The 17,117-nt window shown below is 45.3% G+C and carries 16 protein-coding genes and 5 tRNA genes; 15 read left to right on the forward strand and 6 right to left on the reverse strand.

Annotated features, from left to right (window positions below):
* Positions 1–103 precede the first annotated feature (103 nt).
* From Q0394_RS06955 to Q0394_RS06975, 5 genes are all read right to left on the reverse strand, one after another.
* Positions 104–193, reverse strand: a tRNA-Ser gene (locus Q0394_RS06955).
* Positions 194–223: 30 nt separating this feature from the next.
* Positions 224–379 carry a hypothetical protein gene (locus Q0394_RS06960; RefSeq protein WP_004321784.1) on the reverse strand — a complete coding sequence of 52 codons (156 nt, stop codon included), beginning with the start codon at positions 377–379 and terminating at the stop codon, positions 224–226.
* Between the two features lie 19 nt (positions 380–398).
* Positions 399–472: transfer RNA gene (locus Q0394_RS06965), tRNA-Cys, on the reverse strand.
* Between the two features lie 10 nt (positions 473–482).
* A tRNA-Leu gene (locus Q0394_RS06970) sits at positions 483–569 on the reverse strand.
* A gap of 25 nt (positions 570–594) precedes the next feature.
* A tRNA-Gly gene (locus Q0394_RS06975) sits at positions 595–669 on the reverse strand.
* Positions 670–786: 117 nt separating this feature from the next.
* On the opposite strand from Q0394_RS06975, the gene Q0394_RS06980 reads away from it, so the two are divergent.
* From Q0394_RS06980 to Q0394_RS07050, 15 genes are all read left to right on the forward strand, one after another.
* Positions 787–862 (forward strand) — tRNA-Ala (locus Q0394_RS06980).
* 138 nt (positions 863–1,000) lie between these two features.
* Positions 1,001–1,696: a response regulator transcription factor gene (locus tag Q0394_RS06985; protein WP_298946395.1), complete on the forward strand. Its 696-nt coding sequence runs from the start codon at positions 1,001–1,003 to the stop codon at positions 1,694–1,696.
* The gene (locus Q0394_RS06990) at positions 1,680–3,119 is read left to right on the forward strand and encodes a DUF3365 domain-containing protein (RefSeq protein WP_298946396.1); all 1,440 of its coding nucleotides are present in this window, start codon (positions 1,680–1,682) and stop codon (positions 3,117–3,119) included. The genes Q0394_RS06985 and Q0394_RS06990 overlap by 17 nt, the downstream gene beginning before the upstream one ends.
* A gap of 97 nt (positions 3,120–3,216) precedes the next feature.
* A complete protein-coding gene (locus Q0394_RS06995; RefSeq protein ID WP_298946397.1) occupies positions 3,217–5,283 on the forward strand; it encodes a cytochrome C in 2,067 nt (688 codons plus the stop codon).
* A gap of 54 nt (positions 5,284–5,337) precedes the next feature.
* On the forward strand, positions 5,338–6,150 hold the full coding sequence (locus tag Q0394_RS07000) for an FKBP-type peptidyl-prolyl cis-trans isomerase N-terminal domain-containing protein (RefSeq protein ID WP_298791448.1): 813 nt from the start codon (positions 5,338–5,340) through the stop codon (positions 6,148–6,150).
* A gap of 36 nt (positions 6,151–6,186) precedes the next feature.
* Positions 6,187–6,870, forward strand: coding sequence for a 4Fe-4S dicluster domain-containing protein (locus Q0394_RS07005; protein ID WP_298946398.1), 684 nt, complete (start codon positions 6,187–6,189; stop codon positions 6,868–6,870).
* Between the two features lies 1 nt (position 6,871).
* Positions 6,872–7,843 carry an NrfD/PsrC family molybdoenzyme membrane anchor subunit gene (gene nrfD / locus Q0394_RS07010; RefSeq protein WP_298946399.1) on the forward strand — a complete coding sequence of 324 codons (972 nt, stop codon included), beginning with the start codon at positions 6,872–6,874 and terminating at the stop codon, positions 7,841–7,843.
* An 18-nt stretch (positions 7,844–7,861) separates the two neighbouring features.
* Positions 7,862–10,558 (forward strand): cytochrome c biogenesis protein CcsA, encoded by a 2,697-nt coding sequence (gene ccsA / locus Q0394_RS07015; protein WP_298946400.1) that lies wholly within the window; start codon positions 7,862–7,864, stop codon positions 10,556–10,558.
* 11 nt (positions 10,559–10,569) lie between these two features.
* Positions 10,570–11,415: a tetratricopeptide repeat protein gene (locus tag Q0394_RS07020; protein ID WP_298946401.1), complete on the forward strand. Its 846-nt coding sequence runs from the start codon at positions 10,570–10,572 to the stop codon at positions 11,413–11,415.
* Between the two features lie 14 nt (positions 11,416–11,429).
* A complete protein-coding gene (locus Q0394_RS07025; RefSeq protein WP_298946402.1) occupies positions 11,430–12,566 on the forward strand; it encodes a nitrous oxide reductase accessory protein NosL in 1,137 nt (378 codons plus the stop codon).
* Complete coding sequence (locus Q0394_RS07030; RefSeq protein WP_298055323.1) at positions 12,563–12,751, forward strand: hypothetical protein; 189 nt, start codon at positions 12,563–12,565, stop codon at positions 12,749–12,751. Before Q0394_RS07025 ends, Q0394_RS07030 begins: the two co-directional genes overlap by 4 nt.
* Positions 12,741–13,850: an FtsX-like permease family protein gene (locus Q0394_RS07035; RefSeq protein WP_298946403.1), complete on the forward strand. Its 1,110-nt coding sequence runs from the start codon at positions 12,741–12,743 to the stop codon at positions 13,848–13,850. The genes Q0394_RS07030 and Q0394_RS07035 overlap by 11 nt, the downstream gene beginning before the upstream one ends.
* Positions 13,847–14,521 carry an ABC transporter ATP-binding protein gene (locus Q0394_RS07040; RefSeq protein WP_004321767.1) on the forward strand — a complete coding sequence of 225 codons (675 nt, stop codon included), beginning with the start codon at positions 13,847–13,849 and terminating at the stop codon, positions 14,519–14,521. Before Q0394_RS07035 ends, Q0394_RS07040 begins: the two co-directional genes overlap by 4 nt.
* Entirely contained in the window at positions 14,518–15,471 is a 954-nt protein-coding gene (locus Q0394_RS07045; RefSeq protein WP_298946404.1) for a hypothetical protein, read from the forward strand. Before Q0394_RS07040 ends, Q0394_RS07045 begins: the two co-directional genes overlap by 4 nt.
* A complete protein-coding gene (locus tag Q0394_RS07050; protein ID WP_298946405.1) occupies positions 15,468–15,977 on the forward strand; it encodes a hypothetical protein in 510 nt (169 codons plus the stop codon). Before Q0394_RS07045 ends, Q0394_RS07050 begins: the two co-directional genes overlap by 4 nt.
* Before the next feature lie 366 nt (positions 15,978–16,343).
* Here Q0394_RS07050 and Q0394_RS07055 read toward each other — a convergent pair whose 3' ends face one another.
* Positions 16,344–17,117 (reverse strand): pseudouridine synthase, encoded by a 774-nt coding sequence (locus Q0394_RS07055; RefSeq protein ID WP_298946406.1) that lies wholly within the window; start codon positions 17,115–17,117, stop codon positions 16,344–16,346.

Here is a 17,117-nt window from a genome sequence, read left to right on the forward strand (position 1 = left end):
ATAATACACGCGATAAAATCAAAAAAAATTACTAAAATTTAAAAAAATACAACTAAAAGTTGGGGATACTCATATATTAGGAGTTAATACAATAATTAAATAGTGGCCGGGAGATAGGGATTCGAACCCCAGGAGGCTTTCACACCTCAACGGTTTTCAAGACCGCCGCTTTCGACCGCTCAGCCATCTCCCGTAAAAATATTTTGGCTAATTATAGCCAAATTTATTCGGTTTTTTCCTTAACGTAGGAAGCGCCTTTGTTGACTTTTTCCTTTGACCATTCAACGGCGTTATTTGTGTCCTCTTTGGCTCCGCGCCAAGTATTTGAACAGCCAACCATAAACAAAGCGGCAGATAATAGCACTAGTAAATAACGCATTTTCTCTCCTTATAATTTTTGGAGGCGACACCCGGATTCGAACCGGGGATCAAAGCTTTGCAGGCTCATGCCTTACCACTTGGCTATGTCGCCTAAAAGTCAATGGTGCCCGAAACCGGACTTGAACCGGTACGGTAAAAATTACCGAGGGATTTTAAGTCCCTTGCGTCTACCATTCCGCCACCCGGGCAAAAATTCCCTAAATTTAAAACCGATGGAGCGGGAAACGAGATTCGAACTCGCGACCCCAACCTTGGCAAGGTTGTGCTCTACCCCTGAGCTATTCCCGCATTTTGTTTGAAAAATGAGATTTTAGCTGATTTTTGCTTAAAATTTTATTTTATTTCGTCAAATTTCAAAATTTCGTAAGATAAAAATGATATAATTCCAAAATCTTTTCGACAATTGGGGTTATAGCTCAGCTGGGAGAGCGCTTGAATGGCATTCAAGAGGTCGGCGGTTCGATCCCGCTTAACTCCACCATCTTTAAATTTCTTCCCCAAATTTTACATCATCAAAAACTTTGATTAATTTATGTTTTATAGTTAATATCGCAACCTCTGAAAATAGTATTTTAAGCTTGCTTGTGTTAGTATCGGCAAAATTTAGTACGGGAAAAAGATGCAAGATTACTCCGTTTTAGACGTTTTATCCAACAAAAAAGTCCTTTGTTTAGAGGATGAACCATATATATTAAAAAATATGATCGACTCTCTCGAGCTGTTTTTTGCCGAAGTAAAAGGCGTAAGCGACGGCATCGAGGCGCTAGATGAGGCTATGAGCGGTTCATACGACGCGCTCGTCCTAGACGTCAGCGTCCCGCACATGGACGGACTAGAGGTAGCCAAAAAGATCCGCTCTGCAAATCGCAAAATCCCGATCGTAATTATCTCAAGCCACACCGAGCAAGAGTACTTGTGGCGCGCAGTGGAGCTAAAGATCACGAGATATCTCTCAAAACCTTATGACAAAGACACTTTTATAAAGGCGCTAGAAGACGTCGCGATGGAGCTTATCGACCATACGCCGATGTTTAGTATCAACGACGACCTCAAATACGACTTTAGCAAAAAAATCATATATATAAAGGAAGAGGCCTGTCACCTCTCCAAAAGCGAGAGCAAGCTTTTGGAGTATTTTTTAAACAACAAAAACCAGACGATCACTTACGAGCAGCTGTTTGACTACATGTGGGAATTTGAGCAGCCGACCAAAGAAGCCATCAAAACCATCGTAAAAGAGCTGCGCCGCAAGATCGGCAAGGACACGATCAAAAATTTATACGGCGTAGGATATCTATGTGAAGTCCAAATTTAAATTTATTATCCTACTGCTCGTCGTTTTATACGGCGCCATTACCGTTTTGGTTTTTAACTTTTACCGCGATCTTGCGCTAAAAGACGCCAAGCAGGAGGCCGTTTACGTGCTAGATGCGATGAACGGCATACGCGACTACATCTCTACCGTCCAGCGCCCGCTCATAGATGAGCTAAAAGATCACGGCATCATAGACAAAGACCTTTTTGACCCCAGACTCATGTCCTCATCCTACATCACGCGTCAAATTTACAAAATCCAGCTCGCCAAAAAAAACATAAACTACGACTACAGGCTAACGGCGACGAATCCGCTAAATCCCGAGCACGAAGGCACGGAGTTTGAAAATGAAATTTTAGAAGGGTTTAAAGAGGGCAAATACGAGGTCTACTCTGACGTAATCAAAGACCAAAACGCCTCATACTTTTTCGTCGGCCTTCCTATCAAAAACTCCCACCCGTCATGCGTCGAATGTCACAACATAAACAGCGCGCCTAAAAAAATGCTCGAACAATACGGAAATTTAAATAATTTCGAGGGCAAAGTCGGCGACACGATAGCGATGGTGAGCTTTAAAATCCCGGTAAAAAGCATTTTGCTCTATCATAAACAAGAATTTATCGTTAGCGGCGTGGCGATCACGGCGATATTTGCGGCGTTTTTATTTTTCGTTTATAAAATCCACAAAAGCAACGAAAAAACCAAGTTGCAAAACGAGCTTTTGATGATAAATCAAAGCCGCCTGGCCTCGATGGGCGAAATGATCGGAAATATCTCGCACCAGTGGCGCCAGCCTCTAGCGCAGATCAGCTCGACTCTGGTAAATTTGGAGCTTTACTCCGAGCGAGGCAAGCTAAGCGAACAGAGGCTAAAAGAGGCCATCGAGGAAGCAAACGAGCAGGTCAAATTTATGTCCAGCACTATCGAGGATTTTAAAAATTTCTTTAATCCAAATATGCCAAAGAGCGAATTTGACGTAAAACAGGCCATAGAACAGGCTTGTAAAATTTTAAACGCGACGCTCAAAAAGCACGTCATCGACGTAAAAGTCGAAATAAAAGAAAATTTTACGCTTTACGGCAACATAAACGAACTTATTCAAATTTTAATTAACATTATAAATAACGCCAAAGAAGCATTTTTAAACGCGCCGCAAGAGCGGGCGCAAGCAAACCGATGGCAAATTTTAATAACAGCCCTTTTGCAAAACGGAGAACGCGCGATAACGCTCGAAAATAACGCCGGCAATATAGATAAAGCGGTGATAAATAAAATTTTCAAGCCGCATTTTACTACGAAAAAATCAGGTAGCGGGCTTGGACTATATATGAGCAAGGTAATAGCCGAAAAAAATAACGCCCGAATTTGCGCGCAAAATATAAATAACGGCGTAGTATTTACTATTAAATTTAAAAATTCATAATTTATTAATATTCCCCTTTTTTCGCCCCCTTTTTACGATAGCATTATCAGTATGAAATCTTTTTGATTTTAGATCCAAAATTTATAAGGAGGGCGCAATGAGGAATTTAAGTAAAACCTTATTAGGTTTGCTTATGGGCGTTAGCGTCTTCGCATCGCAAGCCTGTTGCGAAGAACACAACATGCAGATGTCTCAACAAGCGCGAGACGTCATAGCAAACCCAAAAGGTACGCTTCAAAGTAGAGGCGTAATATCCTTGCAAGACTATATCGTAGAAGAGCAAGAGATGTATGAGTGGCTGTTTAAAAACCACCCGATTTTCACAAAATACGGCGGCAAAACAGTCGGTAAACTAGACGTTCACGACCGTGGACTTGAGTGGCTTGCCGAAGGTCACGGCTTTGACATGTCAAAAGCTAGTAAAAGAGACGGCGGTAAAGGCTACAGCTCTATGATGTATAGGATACCTGCGGGTTCGTCTTTGCAGTTTCCTAACAAATTCGTAGGATCTGAAAAGTGCGGCGAGTGCCACCCTGCGCAGTACGAGGTATGGAGCAGATCGCGCCACGCCACTACTATCCGCTTCCCTGGCGAGCACCCTGAGGTTAACAACAACCTAACCGATCCGGTATTTAGCCCAGACACTGCGTCCATCTTGCCTCAAGGTATTACTCCGGACGTTATTTATGCGACCGTCGGACACCTAAGAACCAAATTCGGCTACGTAGACGCGTGGTTGCTGCGAGGAACTTACCACGTAGAGGGCGGTTTGCTACGAGACGGCACCGGTCAGATCGTAGCAGGCGGTAACCAATTCCAAAGAACTTGGGCGCTAAATTTAACTCCTGAAACGGTTAAGAAAATCAAAGATTTCGTTCCTGATTTTCCGGAAACTCTAGCTGATTACGGCGATAACGGCGGATACGTCAGAGGTCTAGCCTCATACGCCGCTAAATACAAAAAGTCAATGTTCTTCCAAGCAAACGCTTCTTACTGCGAAGTTTGCCACCCGTTCAAATTTGACTTTAAAACCAAGAAAGAGTTCTATGCGGCTCTAGGTAATGCTAAAGAGCTTCAAAAACACACTATCTCTAAAGGCGTAAGCTGTGAGGAGTGTCACGGAGCCGGCGGTCACCTTGACGGAGCTACAAACTTTAGAACATCAAACTGCGAACGCTGTCACCAAAGATTTAACTATAGCCCAGACCTAGCTAGAGCCAATCCTCTAAACCAAGGCAAGCTTGACCTATCTCTAAGCTCTAAATTTAAATCAATGGGACCAGGATGCGGATCTGAGGGTTCACAATCATACTTTACCGCTCACTACGATAAAGGTATGCGCTGCACCACTTGCCACGATCCTCACGATAACACAGGTCCGGTTGTAGGCGATAAGACTATCAAGGGCGTAAACTATAACTCAGAGCAAGGCTACCTAAGTGCGCTTTACACCAAACCAAAAATCAGAAAAGATTGTCAAGATTGCCACAAAGAGCAAGCATATATCGCTTCTAGAGCCGATACGCACAAAGACAACACTTGCGCATCTTGCCACATGCCGTTCATGATGAGCTGCGAGAACTTCTATGCTATCCAGTTCCAAGACAACGCTGGATTTGATACTCAAAGAAGATCTCACATCTGGAAGATCGACGTAGATCCAGCTAGAAAATCTCTAGTTGCGGGCGACGCTGCTAAAGGACCAAGAGACGCTAAAGATTGGCACTTCCAAAGAGATAAAAACGGACATAACTTCGTTGACCTAATGTGGGCGTGCGCTAGAACGTCTTGGGCGGATAAAGATATGCAAGATACTAAAGGCTGCCACAGCCCAGTACTATCTGAGCTAAAACCTACCCTACACTTCAAGAACCAAAAACAGGTTTACGACGAAGTAATGGGATGGCAAACCCCTGTTAAAAACGACTTCTCTCAAGTCAAAATCGGTATCGAGGGACTTTACGCTATCTTAGAAACTAAGAAACTAAGCCCTAGCGATAAGACAAGAGTTTATGAGCTAATCGAAAAAGCGCAAGACACAGTTGACTTGCTACAAAAAGACGGCTCATGGGGTATGCACGGCTTTAAATATACAAAACAAAGACTCGACGCTTCTAAAGAGTACATCAAAGAAGCCCAAAGAATCATAAATAACAATTTATGATGCGATTACGGACGCCGCAAAAGTGCGGCGTCCAAATTTAATAAGGTAAAATTTATGCGTTTTAAACTTAGCAAAAACCCGATTTTAGCTCTTTGCCTAACGGCCGGTTGCGTCTTGTGCGCTAGCGCGGCGGATAAAGAGACGATGACGCAAGAGCAAAAAGAATCATACAGTATCGGAATTTCAACCGGAACCTATATCTCCACACAACTAAAAAAACAAGAAAGCCTAGGCGTTAAATTTGACAGCAAGGCTATTTTAGACGGTTTTGCAGATGCCTTTAAAAAAGAACAAAAACTAACGGACGAAGAAATAATCTCTCTACTCAATCAAAGGGACGAAAAATTAAATAAGCTAACCCAAGACGCGCTAAAAAAAGCGCTTGAAAAAAATTTAAAAGAGGGCGAAGAATTTATGGCGAAAAACGCCAAAAACAAAAAGGTCAAAACGACTAAATCAGGGCTTCAGTACGAAGTCATGGCTGTCGGCGACGGCGACAAACCAAGACCTGAGAGCGTAGTCGCGCTAAACTATAAAGCTTACCTCATAAACGGTAAAGTTTTTGACGATACGTACTCTAGAAACGAGCCTGCGATCCTTTCGATGGTAAATTTAATAGACGGCCTACAAGAGGGCCTCATGATGATGAACGGCAACTCAAAATATAAATTCGTCATCCCGTCTCACCTAGCTTACGGAGACGAGGGCGCAGACGAGATACCGGGCGGCTCGACGCTGATTTTTGAAGTCGAGTTAGTAAAGGCGCTAAAACCTGGCGAACTAGCCGGCGCAGCCAAAAAACTAAGCGAAACTCAGCCGCGCAATTTCCATGGCGCGCATAGCCACGGAAGTAGCGTTGGTAGATAAATTTAGGATATTTAATCCATACGGATGGAGAAGAATATGAAAGAGCAAAATACAAGAAGGACGTTTTTTAAATTCCTTGCTTCGGGCGCGGCGGTTGCGGGAGCGACTGGCGTACTGGGCAAGAGTATAAATTTAGACGCCCAAACGGAAAACGGCAAAAAGCCGCACTACGGCATGATCTTTGATCAGAACAAATGCGTCGGCTGTACCGACTGCGAGGTCGCCTGTCAAAAGGTAAATTTGGTCCCAAAAGGCCAGATGAGGCTTTTTATCCAGGATAAAACCGATCCGCTAAATTTGAAAGAAAAGCGCTACGTCAGGGTTTCCTGTCAGCAGTGCGAGGATGCGCCATGCGTGACTGTTTGCCCGACGAAAGCCTGTCACAAGGACGAAAAAACCGGCATCACGACGATGAATACCGACGACTGCATCGCCTGTAAATACTGCATCGTCGCCTGTCCTTACGACGTGCGCTTCATAAACCACGATACCAAAGCCGCAGAGAGCTGCAACTTCTGCTTGGATACGAATTTAAAAGACGGTCACGAGCCCGCCTGCATCGAGGCGTGCAGATACGAGGCGATCGTATTCGGCGATCTAAACGACGAAAGCTCGCACATCAGCAAGCTACTTCGCGTAAAAGACAGCCTGCGAATGCATCCTGAGTGCGGCACGAAGCCGAGCCTGCGCTATATTCCTGCGGTTAGATTGGGGGTGTGATATGAACGGAGCTATAAATTTCACTGCGACCTTCTCGCACGGCGTAGAGTGGGGCTGGCCAATAGCGGTTTATCTTTTGCTAGCGGGTATGAGCGGCGGCGCTTTGATAGTCGCGATTCTCGTTAAGCTTTACAAAAAGCAAACCGAAAGCACGCCACTGTTTAAGGCTGCGTCGCTGCTATCTTTCGTCACGATTTTACTCGGTATGGTCTGCCTGGTAGCTGACCTTGAGAGACCGCTACTTTTCTGGAAAATTTTGATTAATTACAACTTCACCTCGGTCATGTCCGTGGGCGTTGCGGCACTTTGCGTCTATATCCCGCTTAGCTTCGTTGCCTGCCTTTATGCGTTTGAAGATTGCCTAAGAGAGTTTTTGACGCGCAATCTTAGCTTTTTAAAAGGTCTTTTCGAGCTTGCGATGAAAATCGTAAACGCGCTTCGTCCGCTGCTTCTTGCGCTTACGCTTCTTTTTGCGGTTGCTATCTGCGCCTATACCGGCTTTTTGATCTCGGTTTTAGTTAGATTTCCTATCCTTAATACTGCCGTTTTACCTGCGCTTTTCGTGGCGTCGGGCCTATCTGCCGGTATCGCAGGCTCAAGCCTCATAGCCGCGCTTTTCTTTAAAGCCGACCCGCACGGCGGCGATCTAAAAACCTTGCACGCGGTCGAGTGGCCGGTTTTAGCGATGGAAATTTTACTAATCGGCATGATTTTCGTTTCGCTCATCACCGGAAGCGACGTGCAAAAAGCTGCCAGCATTGCCTTTAGCGAGGGCGGTTACGCTCAGCTATTTTGGCTCGGCGTCGTGGGCGTAGGATTTTGCGTACCGCTAGTTTTAAATTTCGCACTGGGCAAAAAGATCGCTCATACTGCGTTTGCATTCTACGTTAGCGCGCTTGCTAGCGTGGTCGGAGTATTACTTCTTAGAATGTTTATACTATACGCAGGGCAAACTTACGATATAATAATGTAAAAACTTGGAGAGGCGATTTTGGGCGTAAATTTATTTAGATTTTTAACTTCTTACAAATTTGCGCTCTGCCTCCTCTTTGTCCTAGCCGCAGGCGCCGGCGTCGCAACCTTCTTAGAGAGCATTTACGATACGCAAACGGCTAAAATTTTAGTCTATGAGGCGCGCTGGTACGAGTGCGTCATGAGCGCTGCGACGCTGAGCCTGCTCGGTATTATAATTAAAACCAAAATGTGGCGCCGATTCGGCTCCTTCGTACTTCACGTTGCATTTATAGTTATCTTTGTCGGTGCGGCTTTGACGCGGTATCTGGGCGCTGAGGGCGTACTGCACGTAAGAGCGGGCGAGAGCGGAAACGAGATAGTGAGCGTAAAGCCGTATCTGCAGATCCGAACCAAAGACGCATTTTTCGAGTATCCGCTAAATTTAACCCAAATCGGCGATAATAATTTTAGCTTCACGCAAACCATAAACTCAAAAAATTTCACCGTTAAATTTGACTCCTATAAACCTGCGCCCAAAGGCGAGCGAGGCACTCTCGTAGTAAAAGCGGGCTTTGAAGGACAGCGCGAACAAACGGCCAAAATCCACGGCGGCGTAGGCTGGCTTGGCGAGCCTAGTATGCTAAATTTTGACGGCGAGGAGATAATGCTAACCTGGGGCTCAAAGCTAGTTAGCTTGCCCTTTTCGATAAAGCTTATTAAATTTGAGCTTGAGCGCTACCCCGGCTCGCAAAGCCCGTCCTCATACTCTAGCGACGTAGAGGCACTTTCAGACGCGGGCGAAGTTTTAACGAGATATAAAATTTACATGAATCATCCGCTAAATTTGCAAGGCTTTAAGCTATTTCAGTCCTCCTACGACGCGGACGAGCAAGGCACGGTACTAGAGGTCAACCGCGATCCGGGCAAAATCCCGACCTACATCGGATATTTCTTGCTTTGCATCGGCGTCATCGGCAACTTTTTTACTAAAAACAGCCGATTTTTAAAGCTCATAAATTTTATTAAAAATAGCCGCTTTTCTCTCGTTGCGGCGTTTATCGCACTTAGTTTTTTAAATTTTAACGCAAACGCGGCCGAGCAAAACCAGAGCGAGATTTTAAAAACTTTCGCCGCAAACACCACCGCTCACGCTAATGGCGAATTTGCAAAGCTTCTCGTGCAAGACTACGCGGGCAGGATAAAGCCGCTTAGCACCGAAGCGGGCGAAATCGTAAATAAAATCTCCGGCACGGACTCGCTTTACGGCCTAAGCGCCGAACAAATCGTACTTGGGATGAATCTAAATCCAGCGCTGTGGCAAGATATCAAAATCGTCAAAATAAAAAATGGCGAGATCAAAAAAATGCTAAATTTGAGCGGAGATTACGCGAGCTTTAGGGATGCGTTTGACGCAAACGGCGAGTATAAACTAGCCGCGCAGGTCGAAGCCGCGAACGAAAAACCTCTATCAAAACGAGGTACGCTCGATAACGACCTCATCAAATTTGACGAGCGGCTAAACATCGCGTATCTCACGTTTAAGGGCACGTTTTTTAAATTTATCCCGGTAGCAAACGACCCGCAACACACGTGGCTCTCGCCAAACGACGCCTTTGGCGACGAGCGAGTCGATACTAGCACAAAAAGTACGCTAAACGACTATATAACTGGCCTGCAAGAAGGTATCGCGGATAATAACTGGGGCAAGGCCGACTCCGCACTAGCCGCACTAAGAAACTATCAGCGAACGGCCTCGGCGGAAATTTTACCTAGCGTTAGCAGAGTCGATGCCGAGGTCTTTTACAACCGCGCTTCGGTGTTTAAAAAGCTGGTTTATTTCTACTGGATTTTGGGTTTTGCTGCGCTTTTACTAGGGCTTGCGTCCGTATTTTTATCAAGGAGAATTTTACCGCTTGAGCGAACCATTTTAGCGGCATTCGTGCTAGGTTTTGCGGTGCATACGGCCGCCTTAGCTCTGCGCTGGTACGTCTCAGGACACGCACCTTGGAGCGATAGCTACGAATCAATGATCTACATCGGCTGGTCCGGAGCGCTAGCGGGGATGATATTTTTTAGGCGTTCGTTGCTTGCGCTTGCGGCGGCCGCGCTGCTAGCTGGCATCGTGATGCTGGTGGCGCATATGAGCTTCGTAAATCCGCAGATAACAAATTTAGTCCCGGTGCTAAAGTCATATTGGCTCAGTATCCACGTATCGGTTATCACTGCTAGCTATGGATTTTTAGGCCTTGGTTGCGTGCTGGGTCTTATCGCGCTAGGGCTTATGGCGTTTAAAAACAAAGCAAACGAGGCGAGGCTAAACGAGCAGATCAGATATATCGCAGCGATAAATGAAGCTAGTCTAATCATAGGTCTTTGCTTGCTAACGCTTGGAAATTTCTTCGGCGGAATCTGGGCAAACGAGAGCTGGGGGCGCTACTGGGGCTGGGATAGCAAGGAGACGTGGTCGTACGTATCGATCCTAGTTTACGCGATCGCGCTACATCTGCGCTTTATACCAAAGCTAAATTCACTCTACGTATTTTTGATCGCATCGGTGTTTTCTTACGCTTCGATCGCGATGACTTATTTTGGCGTAAATTTTTACCTAACGGGCATGCACTCTTACGCTAGCGGAGATTTGCCGCCGGTGCATATTAGCGTCTATATCGCGCTTGGTTGCATACTTTTGATAACCGCGCTAGCCTTTAGAGGACGTGACGTAAAAACGATTTAAAAGGAGAAAAAATGTATAAAAAACTACTAGCGGCGGCGATTTTATGCGCTAGCGCAAACGCAGGCTTTATCCAGGAGGGCATGCAGGCCCAGCAAAGCGGCGACCATAAAAAGCTGATAGAAATCTACGAAAAAGCCTGCCACGAGGAAAACAAGGCATCGGGCTGCTACAACCTTGCAGTGGTGTATTTTGAAGGCACGGGTGGCGTGGAGAAAAATTACGAAAAGGCGATAAATTTATACCAAAAAGCTTGCAACGCCAAATTTGCGCTTGCTTGCAATAACCTAGGCTACATCTACGAAAGCGGCAACGGCGCGACTCAGGACTTCGCTAAAGCCGCTGCGTACTACGAAAAAGCCTGCCAAGACGACGAAGGCTGCACCGCACTAGGACTACTTTATGCAAACGGCGCGGGCGTCAAAACCGATATCAAAAAAGCCATCTCGCTCTACACCAAAGCCTGCAACTACGGCGATATGATGGGCTGCAATAACCTAGGCTACCTACACCTTGAGGGCATGGGCGTAGAAAAAGACTACGCTAAAGCAAAAGCCTTTTACGAAAAGGCCTGCGCTGGCGGCGTGGGTATCGGCTGCGACAACCTCGGCTTTTTATATGCATTCGGCCAAGGCACGGAGCAAGACTACGCCAAAGCTAAAGAATTTTACGAAAAATCCTGCAACCTAAACTACGACAAAGGCTGCAACAACCTAGCCATAATGTACGCCGAGGGCAAAGGCGTCGCGGCCGATATCGCCAAGGCTAAAGAGCTCTTTGACAAAAGCTGTGCAAAAGGCCTAAAAGTAGCGTGCGAGAATGCAGAGTTTTTAAAACCGGAAACAAATAAAACTAAATAATTTAAGGAGATAATATGATTTTACGTTCTATTTTGGGTTCGGCGCTACTAGCGGCGCTACTTTTCGGTGCCGAAGCAAACGAGCAAGCCGGCAAGATGAAGCCGATGTTTCAAAGCGTGGATCCAAGCAAAGCTACACTAGTAGGAAGCGGCGAGGATAAAGAGTACTGCGCCGTTTGCGGGATGAATTTGGTTAAATTTTACAAAACTAACCACGTTTATAACGGCAAGCAAGTAGCATCGCTGCACTGCCTATACGAGCTCACGGAAGGAAAAATCCCAAGCGACGCGCAGGTCGTCGATACGAAAAATCTAAAATTGATCGATGCAAATAAAGCCTTTTACGTCGTCGGCAGCAAGATCGGCGGCACGATGACTAGAAATAGCAAATACGCCTTTTCAACCGAGACCGACGCGAAAGAGTTCCAGGCTGAAAACGGCGGCGAGATAATGGACTTTGCCAAAGCATACGAGATCGCTGGACAGGACTTTGAAGGCGATAACAAGATGATCAAAGCTAAACGCGAAGGCGGCGTTTATGCGCACGGTAAGGAATTTTACGAAGCAAACTGCGAGAAAGTCGACCCAAAAAGCTTTAAAGCCATCTCAGAGCTAAAAGCTCACCTCAAAAAAACATGCGACGCAAAGGGCGCAAGCAAAGCTCCAGAATACGACAAACACCTACAAGCCGCCGCTTTGTATCTATGGGACGCTCCGGCAAATTTAGGCGCGAGCGATCAAGCCTCAAAATCTAAACAAAAAGCGCAAAAAGCCGAGAGAATCGTCGTGCCAAAAGGCGCGCGCTGCCCTGTTTGCGGTATGCTAATCGGCAAAAACCCACAGTGGGCGACGATGATGAAAACAAGCAAAGAGGAGCTTTATTTTGACGGCGTCAAGGATATGATGAAGTATTATTTCGAAAAAGGCAAAAAGGACGATCAAATTTACGTTAGCGACTACTACAAGCTAAACAAAATCGACGCTAGAACCGCCTACTACGTAACCGGCTCAAACGTACTCGGACCTATGGGCAACGAGCTGATACCGTTTGCCAGCGAAGAGGACGCTAAGACCTTTGCCAAAGATCACGGCGGCAAACAGATCGTCAAATTTGACGAGATCACGACTCTTTTAGTAGAGAGGTTGATGTGAGACTCATCTGCGTTTTAGCGGGCTTTTTTGCGATCCTTTACGTTTGTATCGGGGCGCATTATCTGGGCTTTGATAGAGCCGGCAAGGAAGCTCAGCTAAATTTGATCCAAAAATCCGTCAAAGACGCGCAAATTTCGACGAATTTTATTTCAAAAGAGTACGGGAAGTTTATCTATGCCGAGTAAAAATTTTATCGATTACGCCGTTACGCTGCTCTATAAAGACCGCGCCGATCACGCTTTTAGCTTTTTTATATTCGCTTTTATCGTGTTTATCTTAAGTGCGGTTCTTTTTGTTTCAAGCTCCATCCAAAGCGACCTTACAAATTTGACCCGCTCAAAACCGGAAGTTACGGTCGATGCTCTACGCGCAGGCAAACGCGACCTAATGCACGACGGCTACATCTACGACGTCTCAAAGATCCCCGGCGTTGCTAGCGTCGAGGGCGCGGTCGAGGGAGAGTATTATTTCGCGCAAAAAAGAGTCTGGTTTCACATCGTCGGCGATGAAAATTTAGACGAAAACGAGATGATCGTGGGCGAAGGCGTGAAAAAAGAGATGGCGGAGCTTTATTACGAGGATGTTTTTAACTTTTTAACCGAAGAAAAGATGATCCCGATAAAGATCAACAAAACCGCGCCGCATGAAACGGGCATCGTCTCAAACGACGTCATCTATATGAATCCAGCCACCGCTCGCGAGGTGCTAAGCCTAAAAGAGGGCGAATACACGAGACTCTACGTTGAAGTACCAAACGTCAACGAGATCAGCGAAGTAGCGCTAAAGATCCAAAACGTCTATCCAAACACCGAGGTTACGAGTATCGAGGACGGAGTAGCCAAAATAAGGCACCTTTACTACTACAAAGGCGGCATTTTCATGGTGCTTTACGTCGTGGCGATGGTTTCGTTTTTTATCCTGCTGAAAAATCAAATTTCGCTCGCTTACGGCGAGAAGAAAAAGGAGATCGCGATATTGCGCAGTATCGGCTTTAGCGTGAGAAACATCATCGCACTTAAATTTATCCAAAACATAGTAGTTTCTTTTAGTGCCTATTTGCTAGGCGTTGCGGGAGCCTATATCTACGTGTTTTTATTCGGCGCGCCGTTTTTACGCGATATATTTTTAGGCAGCGAGGTGGCGAATTTTACTGATTTCACGCCAATCATCGACTTTAATATGCTATTTTTGATCTTCGTTTTTAGCGTGATTCCGTTTTTGGCATTCGTCATCATCCCGTCGTGGCGTATCGCCGTTAGCGACATGAGCGAGGCGGTAAAATGAACGCGATAGAAGTAAAAAATCTCTGTAAAATTTACAATCAAAATAAACCAAATGAATTTCACGCGCTGAAAAATATAAATTTGACCGTAAAAAGCGGCGACCTAGTCATCCTAAAAGGCGTGAGCGGTAGCGGCAAAAGCACGCTGCTAGGCATTCTAGGCGCGCTTAGCAAACCAAGCAGCGGCGAAGCGCTGATTAACGGTCGCAACGTCTCAAAGCTGCCCGATATCATGAGTTCAAATTTTAGACACAGCGAGGTCGGGTTTATATTTCAGTCCTTTAACCTGATCGAGGGCCTTAGCGTCTATCAAAACGTACTGGCGCCGCTAAGCCTAACAAGTCTTAAAAAAGCCGAGCTAAATTCGCAAATCGATCGCGCGCTAAATCTCGCCAACATCGCGCACAAAAAAGATCAAATAATCTCAAAGCTAAGCGGCGGCGAGAAGCAAAGATGCGCGATAGCAAGGGCTCTAGCGATGGATCCTAGCGTCATACTAGCCGACGAGCCGACGGCAAATTTGGACAAGCAAAACTCGCTTATTTTTATCGAAATGCTAAAAAAATTTAAAGAGCTAAAAAAGACCGTCGTCGTCGCCACGCACGATATTTTATTTGACGATCTGGACTTCGTGGACGGCTACGTGAGGATGCAGGACGGAGAGATGCTGTGAGCGTATTTTTATCGGACGTTGTTATCGCGTTTTTGCTAATCGAGCTCATCATCATCGTGCTGATGGGTATTTCGCAGTATTTCGTCGTGCGTATCATGCGGCTATGGGACTTTAACTCGACGTCAAATTTACAGTACGACCTAGAAAAACGCAACTACCTCGTAAATACGATTTTGTTTTTTGCCGTAGTTTGCAAGATCGTTTTGTTCGTATTTTTCGCGCTATCTCTAAACGAGCTAGCAGACGTGGTGCCCGGCGCCATGTGCTCGGCTGGCGTCATCGGATCAAATCAATTTGGCGGCATTTTGCTGCTGCTAAAACTGCTGCTCATCTTTGGCTTTGGGCTGTGGCTCATCATAAATTCGCTTGATTTAAAGGCGACAAATTTCCCGTATTTAAAGCGAAAATACATCATTTTCACGATACTTTTTATCACCGTTTTGATCGAATTTGCCACCGAGATTCTATTTTTTAGCAACGTGCCTTTAAAAGTGCCCGTCTTTTGCTGCTCGGTCGTGTTTCAGGCGCCAAAGCTACCGTTTGGCTACACGAAGTTAAATTTGGTCATATTTTACTACGCCATTTTTGCGGTCATTTTGACGCTAAATTTACTCAAACAGACGATGGCGAGCTTTGTTTGCAACTTGCTGTTTTTGTTTATCGCATACTACGCGATTACTTATTTTTTCGGGCTTTACGTCTACGAACAGCCAAATCACAAATGCCCGTACTGCATGCTAAAGGGTGAGTATTTTTACGTCGGTTACCTCATCTGGGGCTCGCTGTTTTTGGGCATTTTCTACGGTATCGCGGCGTTTTTGGTGGAGCTAATCGTGAAAAAACCTTACGAGCATTTGCTCAAAATTTCATCTTTTTGGCTGATCGTAAATGCTCTTGTTTGTAGCTTTTTCGTCGCTAAATACTACCTTTTGCGAGGAGTTTTATTATGATAAAGCAAATTTTCGCCACCGTGCTACTCATCGGCGTGGTGGCGCTACTTGCGTTTTCGGTGGATACTAGCGAGGGCAAGATCGTCGTTCGCCACGACAACACAGAAAAAAAACCGCTAGACATCGAGCTTGGCAAATACCTCTGCTTTGAGAGCAAGGTTCTTATCAGCGACCTAAACAACACGGCTCAGGCGGTAATGCCAAACGGCGATACGTACTTTTTCTACGACATCTCAAACTCGTTTACGTGGCTAATGCGACAAAAGAACAAAGACGACGTCGTGCTGTGGGTCTATTCTCAGGACACCAGCCGCTATATCCTGGCTAAAAACGCCTGGTATTCGCGCGTGGACATCACTCCGATGGGATACGGCATCGGTGCGTACGAGTATCATGTTTACGGCATAAACGACAACTATTTCGAGGACGTCATGCTCTACGCCGCACGCGGAGAAACGCTGATAAATCCGCTGATTTTTATACTGCTTTCGGAGAATAAAATTTAGCTTTTAAAGCCTGTTTGTTTTTATTCTCCTAAATTATCTCTACAAAGTAAGATAGTTAAATTTGACGGATTTAATTTTAAATTTGCCTATATTTTACGGCTAAAATTTAGTAAAAAACTTAATAAGTCTCCTCATAGTTTGCAAATTTGACGTCCAAACAGGCGTTTAAACGTTAGTAAATTTACTGCTAGAGGAGATGACTTATTAACGGTAAATGTTGAAATTTCATCTTTGTCGGTTAAATTTGCACGTATTCCAAAAATTTGATCAATTTTTCCGCCAGTTTACCAGTTTGATGAACTATTAGCTAACGTTAATTTTTAACTATGAATTTTACATAACTGACGGATAAAGTTTTACAAAAGGTTAGTACCTAACGTTATTTACCTTTAGAAAATCTCTCAGCGCTTCGTATTCGCCGTTTTCAAAGTATCGCCATTTACCGGGCTTTAGCATGCCAAGATCGACGCGACCGAAACTAACGCGCTTTAAATCCATCACTTCAAGGTCGAAATACCCGAAAAATCGGCGTAGCTCGCGGTTTTGTCCCTCGTTTATCACGACTTTTAGCTTCGTAAAGCCGCCGCTCGAGCCAAAAATTTTATAGTCTAAAAAAGGCTTAAATTCCATCGACTTTATCGCAGTTTTAGCATGTGCGCCCTTGGTAGCGTCCGCAGCGAAAAACCCCTCGTTCATCGCCGTTATCACTTCAGGCGTTATCTCACCTTTTACCTTGAGATAATACTCGCGCTCGATGTCGCTATTCATCAGCGCGGTAGCGATCGCTGGAGCGTCCGTTAGCAAAAGTAGTCCCTCGCTAGCGTAGTCAAGCCGCCCGATACTAACAAATTTAGCAAACTGTCGGTCAAGGCTATCATAGATAGTTTTGCGTCCGCGGTCGTCTTTTTTACTAACCAGTTCGCCCTTTTGTTTGTGATAAACGATCATCGTAAATTCTTTTTTTAGCCTTACTATGCGACCGTTTATCTTTACTTTATCCTCATCGCTAACGCTAGTGGCTAGCTCGCTAACGACGCGGCCGTTTACGCTAACTTTGCCCTGTTTTATGAGCTCATCAGCCTCTCTACGCGAATAACTCGTGTTATGCGATATAAATTTATTTAATCTGCTTTTTTGCAT

Origin of the sequence: uncultured Campylobacter sp., from assembly GCF_938039205.1 — a bacterium.
Lineage (GTDB): Bacteria > Campylobacterota > Campylobacteria > Campylobacterales > Campylobacteraceae > Campylobacter_A.